A 15,770-nucleotide genomic window follows, 5' to 3' on the forward strand; every position below is an offset into this window, starting at 1 on the left:
ACATCACACTGCACCGCGCAGTGAAGTCATCTTAAGAAGTTGGATTGACAGGTCAGGCGCCGAATTTCAGACGCACTTCACCTGGGTCAGGCAAAAATGGGGGGGCGATATAAGGACTGAGCGACGGCAATGGGGAGTTGATCGTCATGCCAAATGGCAGCAAGGAACACTAAGTCTGTTGTGAGAGAAAATTCTGCAACAGGTAATAATTGTACGTTACTACAGGCATTTGCGGGACATGCACAATCACTCTCACAGCAGTCTGCTGCGGAATCTGTGTGCACAAGCACAGTCTCAGCTCTGTGTTCACCACCATGCATATGATTTGTCTGAGCTTTGTGCTGCATAGCAGAGCCATGCATTGTATGACCCTGCATATGTACCTCACAGTTCATCACGACTGTGGACAAGCCCTGAGCTGCAAAAGCCAGCACAACCAGCATCAATACACTTGACTTAATTATGTAGTTCATAATTGCCCCGTTTACACCTGTTGACATTATTACACACATTGCACCAGTTGAATACAATTTAGCGCACAATGCCATCCGCCTATGCTGTTTTCTATTCCGATACAAAAGGGGTACAATATACTGAAACGCTCAAAAATCACGGAAGTTAACTTAATGAAAATAATAAACTTACCTCTTTCTTCACTCAGTTTAGCAGTATGCCTTGCCTTAACCGGATGTGGCTCGAGTTCCGATAACTCGCAGCTTGTTGAGAAAGCCTCTGATACTGCGAAAACAGACAATAAGGATACTGAAAAAAAACCAGATAGTAACGATGATAATCAGACTCTCTCTGTGTCTGTGGTATCGCACTCTGCAAACAGTGTTGTAAATGCAACCGCTACTCAGGTATCCGTGTCAGTCTCAGATGAAAGCCAAGTCAAAGAGATCTCATTGTTAGTGAACGGCAAGAAAGTCGACACTATCCAGTCTGCACCATGGGTACTGGATTGGGATGCCTATTATTGGGGTAACTCATCCGTAACACTAGCCATTGAAACCGTTGATAAAGACAATAAAGTACACACCAGTGCCGCACCTTTCAATGTCAAAGTAACCAACGCAGTGAACACTGCATTGACGTTTAGTGAACTAGACGCACAACTGCGCAATACAGACTCGCTCAGTGTTTCCCTGAATCCAGTGAACCATGCTGAATTTTATGAACTCAAAGTCGAACACAATAAATCTGAAACCATCTTAAGATCGGCACAAGCTCAGGTTGAGTTAACCGAGCTCACCCTTGGCGACTATAAGATGAGCTACCGCGCAACAAACGCTCAGGGTCAGGCTGGTCCTTGGTCAAAAGCGCAGGAGTTTGCTTTGCTCGGCCCTGAGGCTCCAGCAGCGATGACAGAGCCAAACATTGAGCTGACTGAAGCTGGATACTCCCTGACTTACACACCACCCGAGCAGGAAGACGGTTTATATCTGCAATTGTCACTACATGGACCGGCTAACCTGAGCCTGGATTCAAAAGACGGCCAGCCACTGGTGTTTAGCGAGCTAACGCCTGGTTCATATCAGCTTGAGGCAAGCATCACCAATGCCTATGGCCACAAATCAGAGCCAACAATATGGCAGCTTGTACTGGAAGCACCGCAAGCACCTGCAAATGTGGTCACGACAATGAATGTACAAGGTGAACAACACAAAGTGACATTCAACTGGGAAAACAACGACAACTTAGTATCTTATGTAGTGAGCGCAACCAATAACTCAACGCATGAGCACTATACAGCCAAGGCAACAGATAAAAATACGCTCGATCTGATGCTGCCTGCTGGTGAATATAGCTGGCAAATGCAGGTTGTTGATATCGCAGGTAATGAATCCATGTGGAGCGACACAAAGATCCTCTCGGTTGCTGTATATGATGTACAATTTGAAAATGTAAGCTCTAATCCAAGTACCGCCATATCTACCGCAGACAATAGCACCATCATCTTATCTCAAAAAGGCAATGACAACTGGCTGGCAAAACTGGACGTGTATGGCAACCTGGTGTGGGAAAAGACGATTTCTAAACCCGGATACCCGCCACTTAAGACATTGTTAGAACTACCGAGTGGTGAATTAGTCGCCAGTGGCAACTTTACCGATTACAACGCTGGAAAGTCTTACAGTGTTACAGCTAAATTCTCTGAAACTGGAGATGAGGTTTGGTATACACAAACGCAAAATAACACTGGCGGCGAAAGGTTTGGTGATATTACCTCCGCAGTGCTTTGGAATGACCAGTATTACCGCCTGCAAAGCGTACGTGCTCAGGATGAAAGTTACGCAACCACGATTCAACAAATTGATTTGACCTCTGGTGAAATTCTGATCAGTGAACCATTCGTACATAATTTTGGTGCTCACAGAATTGAAGCCGCTCAGTTAGTGGTTATCGACTCCGATCAGCTAGCCATCTCTGGTAGCTTGTTAAAGGAAACACACTCTGAATTTGGCCTTAACTATGTCGCTGTGTTTGTCGCTAAGCTAGACAAAACGTTTAAGTCGACACACAGCTGGCAAAGTAAGAATATTGTGAGCGATTTTCATAGAGCAATAAAGTTAGACGATCAGAAGAACATTTTAGTGTTTGGTGAGGATACGGCCTTTACTATCACGACTTATAAACTGGACCAGCAGTTAAATGTTCTGTCCAGCCATAACAAGAGCCTAAACATTAACCTAGCCTGGCAGTCAGCCATGCATGTGGATCCTGATGGGTCTGTTAATGCAATCGGTATGGAATATTCGCCCTCTACCATCTACAACGTTTATTTTGACTCTCACCTGGGGTTTGTCAGAAAAGACGCGCTTTACAGTCCGGCACTCAACTCTTCACCTGCATGGACGCTTAAAGCGCAAGATGGTGCTACAGTCATCGCTGACCAAATGGCTCCATCATCTGGTCTACGTGTTATCCGCACACTATTCTAAATATGCGCTAAAGCATGGCGGGGTTTGCTCGCCATGCGCCTTTTTCTAGAAAGACTCCAACCTTCCAATTTTCTGACTAGACCAATTTTCTTCCGAGAAAGTACATCTCAGCTATACTCTAAGCAACGGCAGTGAGGGTAACCTGCCATGTCAGATTGAAGTAAACTGGTTGGAGTTGTCAATGAAGTCTGTGTTGATATTGTGCGTTTTCTGTTTCCTGACAGGTGTTAGCCAAGCGTCGGAATCAGACACAGCCTCTAACTATACCATTGAGATCACCCTGCCTGTTCGTCAGGTTAAGTTGCAAAAGTATATCAGTGAATTACTCCATCGCGCATTGGCTGACTTAGGCTATGAGCTTGCACTAACCATGACACCTAACCCCTTATACATGAGAGAATCCCGCCTGCTTAACAGTGGCCGGATCACCATGATCATGCGCCTGGCAACACCACAGCGCGATGCGACTTTCCACAAAATAGCAGTGCCGCTGACACAAGGGCTGATAGGTAAAAGACTACTGCTAATCCATCAGCGTAACCAGTCTCGTTTTGACGCGATACAATCACTGGATGCTTTACGAGCCAGTGAATTAATTGGCGTCTTTGCCCCAGGCTGGTATGACACGCAAATCTGGCAGGCAAACCGCCTACCCTTCATTGAAAGTGCCAGCGATCACGCGACTATTTTGCGCATGTTGGTCGACGGTAACCGTGGCTTTGATTACTTTTCACGGGGTATCAATGAAATTGATGATTACACTCTCAGTGATGGATTAATCATAGAACCTCACCTGGTGTTGAGCTATCCACTGGATTTTCATTTCTATCTTCATCCAGACAATAAAGTGCATATCTCTATTTTGACCCGGGCATTGGAAAAAGCCCGGGACAATGGCTTACAATCACGGTTACTAAGCAAGCATTTTGGCTATCTGCAGCATCGTCACAAACTGTCAGCAAGACGTGTCATTTCGCTCTCTTTACCCCAAAACCAGGGGCAGACAATACCGCTTCCTTTATCCTCACACTAAGCCAACAACTCGTCCAGAACTGAGCCCGGGTTACCCCTGTAAACTTCGCCTAACTCATTGAATAAATTATTTGCGTTATCTCAGGGTAATTATCGGAGAGCTAAGCTAAAATAGCGATAAATTTTATCTGGAGTATCTTTTCAATGAGCATTCATGTAATCAAACACCCCCTTGTACAGCATAAACTAGGCCTGATGCGTGAGCATGGGATCAGCACTAAGAGCTTCCGCGAGTTATGTCAGGAAGTGGGTACCCTGCTGACCTATGAAGCAACAAAGGACATTCCATTAGAAGATATCACGATCAAGGGCTGGCAGGGTGACGACCTGACTGTACAACACATCAAAGGCAAGAAAATCACCGTTGTACCAATCCTGCGCGCAGGGCTGGGCATGATGGAAGGCGTGATGCAGTTAATCCCAAGCGCAAAGGTGAGTGTGGTCGGCCTGCAACGTAACGAAGAAACGCTCGAACCTGTGCCTTATTTTGAGAAGCTGGTTGGTAACATTGAAGAGCGAATGAGTCTGGTGATCGACCCTATGCTGGCCACAGGTGGCTCTATGATTGCGACCATCGACATGCTGAAAAAAGCGGGCTGTAAAGAAATCAAAATCATTGTGCTGGTTGCTGCACCTGAAGGGGTAGACAAAACTCTGGAAGCCCACCCGGACGTAGAGATTTTTACCGCTTCACTGGATAGTCACCTGAATGAGAAAGGCTACATAGTGCCTGGCCTCGGTGATGCAGGTGATAAAATCTTTGGCACAGTGTAGGGCACGCTGAATGTCCAACATATCAATGACTTCTTTCACATCGCTCAAAACTATTGTGAGCGGTGCCCAGATGCTGTTTGTTGCCTTTGGCGCGCTGGTACTGGTGCCACTACTAACCGGTCTGGATCCTAATGTAGCGCTGTTTACCGCAGGTCTGGGTACTTTGGTGTTCCAGTTTGTGACACGCGGACAGGTGCCTGTTTTTCTGGCTTCTTCGTTTGCTTTTATCGCGCCCATCATTGCCAGCGTACAGGTATGGGGGATCCCAGCGACCATGGGGGGACTCATGGCTGCCGGGTTTGCCTATATTTTACTGAGCTTACTGGTACGCTTTAAAGGGGCTGATATTCTTCACAAAATTTTACCTCCTGTCGTTGTCGGCCCTGTGATCATGGTGATCGGCCTCGCGCTTGCCCCCGTCGCGGTTAATATGGCCATGGGTAAAAGTGGAGATGGCAGCATGCAACTGGTTGCCTATGAACAGGCTTTGATCATTTCCTTGTTGTCACTCGTTGTGACCTTAGTGGTTGCCGTCACCGCCAAAGGGATTTTTCGTCTCATTCCCATTTTGGCAGGCATTATTACCGGCTATGCCTTATCACTGTTTTTCGGCATAGTGCAGTTTGATGCGGTGACCAATGCTAGCTGGCTGGCCGTCCCTGCGTTTGTCTGGCCGGAGTTTTACTGGCCTGCCATCTTGTTTATGGTGCCCGTAGCCATTGCGCCAGCCATTGAACACATAGGCGATATGATGGCGATTAGTAATGTTACCGGTAAAGATTACCTGGAAAAGCCCGGCCTGCACCGCACCTTACTGGGCGACGGCCTGGCCACCTCTACGGCCTCTTTGTTTGGTGGCCCACCCAATACCACCTACTCAGAAGTCACCGGGGCGGTGATGCTTACCCGTAACTTCAACCCTCAGGTAATGACCTGGACCGCTGTCATTGCGATTGTACTGGCATTTGTTGGCAAAATGGGGGCTGGGTTACAGACCATCCCAACCCCGGTTATGGGCGGGATTATGACCCTGTTATTCGGCTCTATTGCGGTGGTTGGTCTAAACACACTGGTTAAGTCAGACACTGACCTCAGTGCACCGCGTAACCTGAGTATCATCGCCCTGATCCTGGTGTTTGGTATTGGCGGTATGCAGCTTGGCAGCACCGAGTTTAGCCTCCAAGGGGTAAGCCTGTGTGCCATTTTGGGCATAGTGCTTAACCTTGTGCTTCCTCATCCAAAACCCGAGACAGGTCAAGAAAGCTAGCTTAGCGCAAATACCTAAACATAGCTGCTGTGTGTGGCAGCAGCTATGTTTTCCAAAATATATATTTAACCAAATGATTTGCGAACTCGCTCATCGAACTCCATTTCATGATCCCGAAACGATTTAAGTAGCTTATAACTCAAAGGCAGGCGCCTGTGTGGACGCAAGTTTTTCACCTTGCGATAGCTCGCATGCTTTGACAGATCAATGACACCCATGGACCAACGCGCAAAATTACGCCTGGCAATATCATTCACAATCAGCGCAGCGACACCTGAATGCCTCGAATCTTGCTGGATTTTTTTATACAAGCGCTCAACGTGCTCTCTCTCGCCTTCAATCACTTGCATAAAATGATGACCGTCGTACAGTAGCATACCGGAAATCCCCATGAGTTGATTGGTACTTTTACAGTAACGGCTTAACTCTATCAGCTGCTCGTCCGACAAAGGCGCAGTAACAGTACTGACATAAATGAGCTCAACTAAAGCCATCACAACCCCCTTGTTCTGTCTGATGATAAGCATAGTTGAACGCGGTTATTGCGCAAAACAAATCAATCAAATTCAAGAGGGCGTGAAATTACTGATTCTGCACTTAGAGCGTAAACACAATTATCACTGACATGATCCCCAGGTTATACCATCTTCACTGCATTGTTTTGTGTAAGTGCCATCGCTTTGATAGGTGGTTCTGAGCCAGTCTTTGTCAGCAAATCGCTCCGTCATCACCCGGTGCTCACCGCTATCATCCGTCACCCGCTTATACCAGCTAAAAGCAGGCAGGGTCAGTGTCTTTTCTAATTCATAGCCGCTTGCAACGAAATAGTCTGCCAACTCTTGCGGGGCCAGTACGGTGTGCTTGTTTACCAGAGAATGCCAGTCAGTCAACCCGTCAAGCATCTCGTTGCGCTGTTCTATCTGAGTATGCTTTTCTACCAATTCTGTGCCATATGAGATCGACAGCAAACGCTCAGTCCTCGCGCTAAAGTCCTGTTGCCAGTCGCAGCGTTGTACTTCATTGTCACGTTTATGATCCAGTGAGTTTGAGAGCTTATATTCAATCCCTTGCAGGGATACCGAAACGCCCTCTTCAAACACACAACGACCTGTATCTTCCGCATTCTCTCTGATGAGGTCAATTTGCTGCTTGTATTGACCCGCTGATCCCCAGGGTTGGTATACCGTGTTTCTCAGATACTCGACAAATACCACGTTTTCCAGCTCGCTATCCATTTGTGCCGTTTCACTGAAAAAAGTGCTATCGCCTTTGCCAAATACCACAATGTCGCGATACCAGAGTTGTTCGCTGCTGTGCTCAGACCGAGGCGTTTTCGGGTAGTGAATAACGCGGATCTCATCCGCATCCGGGTATTGCTCTGCTAACTCAAGGCGCTTTTTCAGACTTGCCTGAAGCCCCAATACAATCCGCTCTGCCAACTGCTTTGCCTGCTCGTCCTCATTCGCAATGTAATCACTGAACAGCTGCTGTTCAGAGATGTTGTAATGTGCAATTACTTCGTTCGTGGTTTGACGTAAGATGTTCAGCAACTCACTTAATAATCTGGGCTCCTGTTGCAATTGAGCACAGCTTTTTCCTTTGAAGGTCTCAGACTCACTCAGTGACTGCCACAATACCGTAGTCAGTGGCGTGACATGCGCCGCAATACGGTCATCTTCAATGGCCTCAAGTGAAGGAGGTAATACCAGCTGGTAGGCCTTAGTCACTTCACCTAAATCTTCGTCAATCGCACCTACTGGCACATCAACATAAGTGGGTACATACACACTACATTGTCTCTGAGCGGCTGTTAGTTCAAGTAGATAGCTTCCCTGATCTGTCGAGCGCGCGCTGGGCTCATCAGCATCGTGCGAGCCATTATTATTCAGATCCAGCCAAACCTTGGCCCCGGATACATAGCCATCAATCACCCGGCCACGCTGGCTATATTTATTCTCGTCACCCGTCACCTGGTCTCCATTACTCGAACCAGTATCAGAGTTATTCTGAGTATTACTATTTTTATTGGCAGCCACATTGACTGAGTCAGGCTGATTGAGGCTATTATCTGAGCCACCTCCGCATGCCGAGAGAGTACCGATACATAAGGCCAGTAAACTGAGCGAGCTAAGTTGTTTGTTGTTCATATTGTTTCTTCCTTTGTACTGCTTCACCTGATACACAGAACCCCCAAATAAGCACTGGTTCAGGAGTGATAATGGTTCAAATTGTACCTTGTTCACGGTCTTGTTCTGTATCCGAAATCAGACATATTTCGATAATTTCCAGCCATTTCCTCTAAAACCGGCGGTTTGTTTTTGCCTGCTTGCAGGCTATGATACCCACTCATAATTGGTTAAAACTTCCCTCAATTAAAAATAAAAACAACAATAACAAAGATTTAAATACATGAGATTTGCCTCGCGACCTGCTTTACTTCAACTCATAACGCTTCTATTGATGTTGCAACTTAGTTTTAGTGCACTTGCAACCGCCTACACAACATTAACCGTGGCAGATGGTTTACCAAGCAACCGGATATTTGATATTGAGCGGGATCACACGGGGTTTGCCTGGTTCGCTACCGACAAAGGGCTGGCGCGCTACGATGGCGCTGCCATTGAGGTTTTTTCTCGTGACCATACTCCGACCCTCAGCAACGCATTGTGGATCAGAGACATCCTGATTGATGCACAGCAGCAGCTCTGGGTTGCTGGCAAACAGGGGCTGGAGGTGCGTAGGCCGCATTCCGAGCACTTTCGCCCCCTCAGCATCGCCGGACGCACTCAGCCACTAAATATCTATACCTTGTTTTTGGCTCAGGACAACCGACTCTGGGCAGGCGCTGCTGACGGTCTGTATATGGTGAGTCAAGATGCACTACTCCCCGTCAAGACTCATATTAACAACGTGGTGCAGCGCTTTAAGATCCTCTCGATAGCACAGGCATCAGAGCACACTCTGATGTTGGCAACCACACGCGGTTTGTATTTATTTGACCCGACCAGTGGCAAGGCTACCCCCGTCACTTTGCCACCCGGAGAGTCCGTTATGGCCAATAAACTCTGGACTGTCGAAGACGGTCAAATCTGGGTGGCAATGCACGGGCTTGGTCTGGGTGTGTATAACCAGAGCCAGAATAAGGTTGAGCTCACCTACCGGGATCCCAATGAGTTTGATACGGTTGGCTATGTTTTTGACTTGTATAAAGAGCAAGGAGAAATACATGCAGCGTCTTTGAATACAGGAATGCTAAAACTTAGCGATGGAGTGATAACTCACATACAATCATATCCGCCCCTTTTATCTTTATACAAAGACAACAGCCTACGCATCTATGGCACCTTTAACGAAGGCGTGATTATTGAATCCGTTAATCACAGCGCCATGAGTAACTTTGCATTTTCTCACCCCAGTGACACAGGCAAGTATGAAATTAATCAGCTGATGCAGTTCAATGGCTATCTGTGGCTTGCAGATCAACTGGCAGGCCTGTGTCAGTACACACTAAACGGCAAGTTTAAACGTTGCGTGTCTTCCGATAGTCACTCTGCTCAGGCGATGACACCGACACCAGACGGACGCCTGTGGGCCGCTATGTATCACGAATTATTGGTGGTGAATCCGGAAAATGCACAGGTTGATGCCCGCTACAACCTGGCTGACTACACGATTCCTGAGGCAATCAATACCCTGGTGCAATCCGACGACGGGTCACTGTGGCTGGCACACAGTTTTAATGGCCTGAGTCGATTTGCTCCGGATACCCGGGCAACTACCCGCTTCACCAGTACAAATAGCCCACTACTGAGCAATCAGCTTCATCACCTGGCAAAAGAACAAGACACGCTCTGGCTGGCAACCGATTCAGGGTTACAGGTGTATTCGCTCAGCTCTGAACAGTTTAAAGCCATTCCGGGCTCTGCCAGTCAGCCCTTTACTGCAACATATTCAGTCATGCCTGCACCCGATGGAAAAATCTGGGTGCAAACAGACCGCGGCTTGCGCCTTTACAACTCTGAGCAGCAACGCTGGCAGGACTTACCCGAGCCACTAAATAAACTGAGTGCGACCAGTCTGGCTTTTGATGATAAACACACTGTGTGGGTCTCAACCGGACAAGGGGTATGGCATTGGCAGAATAGTTCAGGTGCAGTCGCATTTTATAACCATGGAGACGGGTTGTTTAGGAAGGGCTACCTGGAAGGCACTGCGACACACTCTGACGGACACATTTGGTTCGCATCCACAGAAGGAATAACGCACCTGAGTCCGGATAAGCTAGTACGGATTGACCCACGTCCTCAAATCAGCCTTATGACAATCACGGCGCCTCAGGGAGAACAGCAACACTATTACAATACCCGTACTGTTCCAGCCATTGACCCGTGGCATGCAAGCCTGCGTCTGCGCGTGGCCAATGGTGATCTGATCAATAACATTAAACAAAAGTTTCGCTATCAGCTGTCTGGCGTGGCCGATACCTGGGTCGAACTAGGGAATGAGCATACCTTGATGATGCCACGCCTGCCATGGGGAGAATATACCCTGCGACTGAAGGCCACCGATAATCAGGGCAACTGGTCTGAACAAGTGTCTGAATTACACTTTAAGGTGCGCACACCATGGTATGCCTCTGCACTGGCCAAGACAAGCTATGTTCTGCTGGCAATTTTGCTGATTTACTGCACCTATCGCATCAGAGTGTCAGCACTGAAACGTCGGCAACAACAATTGCAGGATACAATTCGTGCCCATACGCATACAATGCAAGTGCAAAACAGCCAGCTTGAGGCAGCACAAGCACAACGAACAGCCCTGCTTAAAACTTTATCGCATGAGCTGATGACGCCGGTTACTTTAATTCAGGGCCCGGCAGAGCAATTACGCAATAGTATTGACGAACGCCAGAAAACCCAGATGGTCAATCTGGTGATCAGTAACACCAAGCGACTCAAAGTACTCATTGAGCATCTGATGTTTATTTCATCGAACAACTCACCGGCAGCGACTATCACGCTGGAAAAATGGCAACGTGAGGATATATCTGCGTTGCTGCAAGAGCAGCTCAGCGCCTTTGCGTCCTTATTGACCGACAAGTCCCTTAGCTGTATTCAACAGATAGAACCCGGGTTAATGGTGAGCGCACCGCCAGACCTACTACAGCAACTCATCAGCAACCTGCTTAGCAATGCTGTCAAATACAGTTATGACGGCGGTGAAATCAATCTTTCTCTGGAAGCAGATCATTTAACGCAGCATGTGATACTCAGAGTATCGGATCAGGGAATTGGCATCGCACCTGAGCATCATGATCCTATTTTTGAACCCGAGTACCGAACCCGGGCGGGTCATGAATTTAGCTCCGGATTGGGACTGGGCCTGAACCGAGTCAAAGAAGTAGTCACTTTGCTCAGTGGTCAGATCCAGCTTGAGTCTGCAATCGGCCAGGGCAGTTGTTTTACCGTGAGCTTACCCCTTACCAATGCGCATACTCAGGCCCACGGCAGCGTCAAAGCCTCGAGTTCGCAAGTGCAACCTGATAAGGCTCACTGTATTTTGTTAATTGATGACACGCCCGACATGCTTGAATTTTTGCATTCCGTATTAGATCCGGACTATCAGGTGCTCACAGCTAGCAATGGTGAAGCTGGGTTAGCACTGGCTCGTGCTCAGTTACCGGATATGGTCATCTCTGATGTCATGATGCCCGTTATGGACGGCTTTGCGCTCACACAAGCGCTAAAATCCGACCCTTTGACCGCCCATATTCCGTTGATGTTAGTCACTGCGAACCTGAATGAAGAAAAACACCTTAAAGGACTAGCACTACAAGCAGACGATTACCTCACTAAGCCCTTTAACCTGGACGCTTTCAAACTAAAAATACGCAATACCTTCAAACTGATAGAAGCAACGCAAGCTCAGTTGAAAGCGCAGCTTATGCCTGCCACTAAGCGCCTGAAACAAGCACCGGAAACGCCGAAGCAACAGTTTGCCAATAACCCCGCCACGCTCGCGTTTTTAGATAAACTGGAATCGGTGCTGGAGACTCTGTTCAGCGATCCAACATTAACCGTCTCTATGGTCGCCAGCGAAATGGCCCTGAGCGAACGTCAGCTGCACCGTAAATTAACATCCGTGACGTCTATCGGAGCCAATGAATATCTGCGTCAGTACCGTTTGTATCAGGCTCTGCCACAGTTACTTGCCGGGTACAATATAGCTCAAACCGCTGAACACTGTGGCTTTAATTCACCTTCATATTTCAGTGCGTGTTTTAAAAAGCAATTTGGTATGACGGCAAAGCAATATGCAAAGTCGCAGTCCTTTACATCGGATAGCCAGGCTGGGTAATTTGACCGGGCTTCATACCAATTTGCTTAATCAAGTGTTCTATTTTGAGGCGAGAAAACATGTTCAATAACCAGGCAAAAATTTGCGAACCCATACCTTAGGTAAAGGGTCTACATCAAAAATTTTTAACACAGTTAGCATCCTATTTGCTCCATCAAATTGGATAGATATTAGGTGAAATTTTTATTATCCCATCGATAACACTTGCATGCTGGCCATAAGTTACAAGAGGGCCAGATCAGTCGGTTTGCGGAACTTGTCGTTTATCAGAGGATGAGTACGAGCCATTTGAAATGGCTCGTACTCAAGACATGAATCAAAGAAAGGGATTAAATTAGAAACTCTTGATGAATTTGTCTGCCAGCACAAAGTACTGATTTAAGTGCTTTTGTGTCTCTTCTTTACGGTTTCTTTCTGAATTGATGTGAATATCTTCAACCACAACCGCAATGTCTTCTGCCAGCTTTTTCTTGTCACCAATCAGGTTGAGTGTGAAAAACTCGACGCTTTTCTCAAGAGTGTAAGTGATAACATGGATGTCCTGAAGCTCGGCCGCATCCAGGTCTCTTTTACTTCTAATCTCTGACGTTTTTTCAATAAAAATCTTGCGCGCATCTTCAACCGACGTCACATTTGCGACCTTGAGGTGCTGAATGGATTTTTCATCTGCATGGGCTGAAAAAGCAAATACAGCGGTCATAAGCAATACAATTAACGTTTTCATTTAATCTCTCTAGCGTTGAAATATAAGTGTCAAAAAGATGGTTTATAAGTATGGCGTACTGACAAAGTCGGTCAAATGATGGAAGTTGTTTAACCGCCCATAATCGGCCTAAGATACAACAAAGTGAACTTCCTCAGAGCTTGAATGGCGTACATCCGTGACGGCATTATGCACGTTGCAATTGACATCACTTGCTACTTACTCTGATCCGGTCCATTTTTCTTTCGATACAAGCACACACTAAAAACCGCATTACTCTATCAGTATTAGACGTTGAGCAAAGCTAAAAATTTATCATTTGTTACCTTATGACACAGTTCCGGAGTAACTCAGCTCTTATTTCAACCCCCGTAATACGTGTTAGCACACTTATCAGAGCACAAATACACCCAACTAGGCACACCTGTCAGGTATGCCAATATAAAGCCAACCAGAACAGATAAGTCTGGCCAACTCACTCTCTTCAGAGCAAGATTGATACAGTCAGTCGTAAGCTTTAGACTTAGCTGCAATTGCCCTGCTCGCAACTTTTATATCATCCGCTTGAGTGTATTATCTTGTTTAATGAACTGATGATACATCACACCACCCAGGTGCAATAAAATCAGCGCGATTAAACCAGCTGCCAGCAAACCATGCAGCTCTCTGGCCATCGAATACAAAATAATATTGCTCTGCTCAGCCGCAGGAAAACTAAAGAGCCCGAAAATACTGACTGGCCTGCTTGCAAAGTACTGAGATAATAAACCAGTCACTGGCATGCCTGCCATCAACACATACATTAGCCCGTGCACCGAGTCTGCCACCTTATTTTTCCAGCCTAGCTCGTTGTGCAATGCCCGGTTGGCTGGATGAGTGAATTTAAAGACAACTCTCAAACAAAAGAGCCCAAGCACAACAAACCCAATCGCTTTATGTAACCCCAACACGTTTAGTTGCCACCCTTCCAAAGACCGGATCATGAGCAGCCCGGAAACAAGCATAAACGCTAACAAGACCGCCATTAGCCAATGTGTAATGCGAAGTGCCAAGCTGTACTTTGAATCGGTCATCATTGAAGTACCTCCAGTAACTTTTCCTTCGCCCGGCGACGGTAGGATTCTGCATAAGCCGCTGAGCGGGCTCTTAATATGGGGTCAGCCGTTGCCGTAACGCCACTCGGTAAAGTTAAAGGATCGTAGTTTATTGACTGGCACTGCGCATTCAGTCCCATATCAATCTGCTCAATGACGATCTTGCCCGCAACCACATGTTCTCTGTTCTCTGGCCAACGCAGAGCTGGGTCATTCTCATCATCCGTCTCTTCTGACAGGATAAAAACCCAGTTGAATTTTACGGGCCCCTTCAACAGTCTGGCTGACAGCTCGTCGAACAAAGCGTTGTCGGTATCCGATGTCGGCCCCATAGGATGACCCAAGGGTTCAAAATACCAACGCACCGCGCGTTTTTCTCCTTGTGAATTTTCAAGGTAAAATGCATTGATGCTGTGATAGCGCTCCAGCGCCAAGCTCTGGGCTGGTGTGTAGCTCGCCTTCCAGTTTAAGAAATCCTGGGTCTCAGGGTGTGCGTTAAAAAACGCTTTAAGTGCTTGCGGACCACTTTGTATTGCAACGATTTGCTGATAAAAATCATGCGGATTCGATACCGCCATCACCGGTGGCGTATTCATCGCTATGCGCCATTGCTGCGTTGGGCTGATATTGAAGCTGACAGCCAGACTCCTGACGGGTGATTTCAGATCAGGCGCGGTGGGATTATTACCGGCGATTGAAAAGCGTCCAATAAAGGGCGCTGTGCCTAGCGCAAAAATCGGCACCTGAGTTAAAGCAGACAATTGCCCATTGGGCTCAAAATACCCCGTAACACAAGCCCCTTTGGCGTGCGCTCGCCGAAACCCGGCAACGCTGGTATTACCTTGCTGTAAATTAACAAACTGTTGTGCTGTCACTTGCTCTGCTGAAAAAACATAACCGGCAGGTAGCAACATGCTCAGATAAATCATATGGAAAAGACGCACAATACCTCCGTAAAGAATAACACTCAAAATCCGGCACAATCGTGATTATTGCGCCCAAGAAAAGGGGACCGGTCAGACCAGTTTCCTGTATCAAAAATACGTCCTTAAATAGTGCGCAGTTCATTTTGTAGCAATCAAAATTCAGGCATAAAAAAACCCCGACCTATTCGGTCAGAGTTATAAGAAGTAGTACCAGTGGGCGGACTCTTACCTTACACCAGCGCCACGCACGGCGTGGGGCTCAAATCCGACTCCACACTCGGCATAAATATGACATATCTAATTACAGGCATAAAAAAACCCAGCTTAATAGCTAGTGGTACCAGTGGGCGGACTCTTACCTTACATCAGTGCCACGCCCGGCGTGGGGCTCAAGTCCGATTCCACTTTGCTTCGCTAAAAATCTCATGCTGAAAAACAGACATAAAAAAACCCAGCTTAATAGCTGGGTTATAAAAAGTGGGTCCAGTGGGCGGACTCTTACCTTGCATCAGTGCCACGCCCGGCGTGGGGCTCAAGTCCGACTCCACACTCGGCATAAATATGACATATCTAATTACAGGCATAAAAAAACCCAGCTTAATAGCTGGGTTATAAAAAGTGGTACCAGTGGGCGGACTCTTACCTTACATCAGTGCCACGCCCGGCGTGGAGCTC

Annotated in this window: 11 protein-coding genes; 5 read left to right on the plus strand and 6 right to left on the minus strand. The window is 47.1% G+C overall.

The window, feature by feature from the left end:
• Positions 1 to 86 precede the first annotated feature (86 nt).
• Positions 87 to 473, minus strand: coding sequence for a hypothetical protein (locus tag CWB98_RS06095; protein WP_138544027.1), 387 nt, complete (start codon positions 471 to 473; stop codon positions 87 to 89).
• Between the two features lie 153 nt (positions 474 to 626).
• Between CWB98_RS06095 and CWB98_RS06100 the strand changes: the two genes are divergently transcribed.
• The 4 genes from CWB98_RS06100 (at position 627) to CWB98_RS06115 (ending at position 6,015) form a co-directional block, all read left to right on the plus strand.
• Positions 627 to 2,942 carry an Ig-like domain-containing protein gene (locus CWB98_RS06100; RefSeq protein ID WP_138544028.1) on the plus strand — a complete coding sequence of 772 codons (2,316 nt, stop codon included), beginning with the start codon at positions 627 to 629 and terminating at the stop codon, positions 2,940 to 2,942.
• A gap of 181 nt (positions 2,943 to 3,123) precedes the next feature.
• On the plus strand, positions 3,124 to 3,975 hold the full coding sequence (locus tag CWB98_RS06105; RefSeq protein ID WP_138544029.1) for a hypothetical protein: 852 nt from the start codon (positions 3,124 to 3,126) through the stop codon (positions 3,973 to 3,975).
• 143 nt (positions 3,976 to 4,118) lie between these two features.
• Positions 4,119 to 4,748: a uracil phosphoribosyltransferase gene (gene upp / locus CWB98_RS06110; protein WP_054014499.1), complete on the plus strand. Its 630-nt coding sequence runs from the start codon at positions 4,119 to 4,121 to the stop codon at positions 4,746 to 4,748.
• A gap of 10 nt (positions 4,749 to 4,758) precedes the next feature.
• Positions 4,759 to 6,015 (plus strand): uracil-xanthine permease family protein, encoded by a 1,257-nt coding sequence (locus CWB98_RS06115; protein WP_171045594.1) that lies wholly within the window; start codon positions 4,759 to 4,761, stop codon positions 6,013 to 6,015.
• Between the two features lie 65 nt (positions 6,016 to 6,080).
• Here CWB98_RS06115 and CWB98_RS06120 read toward each other — a convergent pair whose 3' ends face one another.
• Together CWB98_RS06120 and CWB98_RS06125 are read right to left on the minus strand one after the other, a co-directional pair.
• A complete protein-coding gene (locus tag CWB98_RS06120) occupies positions 6,081 to 6,509 on the minus strand; it encodes a BLUF domain-containing protein (protein ID WP_171045595.1) in 429 nt (142 codons plus the stop codon).
• Between the two features lie 123 nt (positions 6,510 to 6,632).
• Positions 6,633 to 8,162, minus strand: a complete 1,530-nt coding sequence (locus CWB98_RS06125) for a hypothetical protein (RefSeq protein WP_138544031.1) — start codon at positions 8,160 to 8,162, stop codon at positions 6,633 to 6,635.
• Positions 8,163 to 8,475: 313 nt separating this feature from the next.
• Here CWB98_RS06125 and CWB98_RS06130 point away from each other — a divergent pair, with 313 nt between their 5' ends.
• On the plus strand, positions 8,476 to 12,372 hold the full coding sequence (locus CWB98_RS06130; protein ID WP_171045596.1) for a hybrid sensor histidine kinase/response regulator transcription factor: 3,897 nt from the start codon (positions 8,476 to 8,478) through the stop codon (positions 12,370 to 12,372).
• A 334-nt stretch (positions 12,373 to 12,706) separates the two neighbouring features.
• Here CWB98_RS06130 and CWB98_RS06135 read toward each other — a convergent pair whose 3' ends face one another.
• The 3 genes from CWB98_RS06135 to CWB98_RS06145 all read right to left on the minus strand — a co-directional run bounded on the left by CWB98_RS06135 (position 12,707) and on the right by CWB98_RS06145 (position 15,098).
• Positions 12,707 to 13,096: a DUF6746 family protein gene (locus tag CWB98_RS06135; RefSeq protein WP_138544033.1), complete on the minus strand. Its 390-nt coding sequence runs from the start codon at positions 13,094 to 13,096 to the stop codon at positions 12,707 to 12,709.
• Between the two features lie 530 nt (positions 13,097 to 13,626).
• Positions 13,627 to 14,151: a cytochrome b gene (locus CWB98_RS06140; RefSeq protein WP_138544034.1), complete on the minus strand. Its 525-nt coding sequence runs from the start codon at positions 14,149 to 14,151 to the stop codon at positions 13,627 to 13,629.
• Positions 14,148 to 15,098: a catalase family peroxidase gene (locus tag CWB98_RS06145; protein ID WP_138544061.1), complete on the minus strand. Its 951-nt coding sequence runs from the start codon at positions 15,096 to 15,098 to the stop codon at positions 14,148 to 14,150. Before CWB98_RS06145 ends, CWB98_RS06140 begins: the two co-directional genes overlap by 4 nt.
• Positions 15,099 to 15,770: the final 672 nt, after the last annotated feature.

Source organism: Pseudoalteromonas rubra, from assembly GCF_005887115.1.
In the GTDB taxonomy this organism is placed as follows: Bacteria; Pseudomonadota; Gammaproteobacteria; order Enterobacterales; family Alteromonadaceae; genus Pseudoalteromonas; species Pseudoalteromonas rubra_F.

What these genes read in the sequence shown, in the direction of transcription:
- CWB98_RS06095 (WP_138544027.1), bottom strand. Translation starts at nt 473, where the DNA reads ATGAACTACATAATTAAGTCAAGTGTATTGATGCTGGTTGTGCTGGCT.
- CWB98_RS06100 (WP_138544028.1), top strand. Translation starts at nt 627, where the DNA reads ATGAAAATAATAAACTTACCTCTTTCTTCACTCAGTTTAGCAGTATGC.
- CWB98_RS06105 (WP_138544029.1), top strand. Translation starts at nt 3,124, where the DNA reads ATGAAGTCTGTGTTGATATTGTGCGTTTTCTGTTTCCTGACAGGTGTT.
- upp (WP_054014499.1), top strand. Translation starts at nt 4,119, where the DNA reads ATGAGCATTCATGTAATCAAACACCCCCTTGTACAGCATAAACTAGGC.
- CWB98_RS06115 (WP_171045594.1), top strand. Translation starts at nt 4,759, where the DNA reads ATGTCCAACATATCAATGACTTCTTTCACATCGCTCAAAACTATTGTG.
- CWB98_RS06120 (WP_171045595.1), bottom strand. Translation starts at nt 6,509, where the DNA reads ATGGCTTTAGTTGAGCTCATTTATGTCAGTACTGTTACTGCGCCTTTG.
- CWB98_RS06125 (WP_138544031.1), bottom strand. Translation starts at nt 8,162, where the DNA reads ATGAACAACAAACAACTTAGCTCGCTCAGTTTACTGGCCTTATGTATC.
- CWB98_RS06130 (WP_171045596.1), top strand. Translation starts at nt 8,476, where the DNA reads ATGTTGCAACTTAGTTTTAGTGCACTTGCAACCGCCTACACAACATTA.
- CWB98_RS06135 (WP_138544033.1), bottom strand. Translation starts at nt 13,096, where the DNA reads ATGAAAACGTTAATTGTATTGCTTATGACCGCTGTATTTGCTTTTTCA.
- CWB98_RS06140 (WP_138544034.1), bottom strand. Translation starts at nt 14,151, where the DNA reads ATGATGACCGATTCAAAGTACAGCTTGGCACTTCGCATTACACATTGG.
- CWB98_RS06145 (WP_138544061.1), bottom strand. Translation starts at nt 15,098, where the DNA reads ATGATTTATCTGAGCATGTTGCTACCTGCCGGTTATGTTTTTTCAGCA.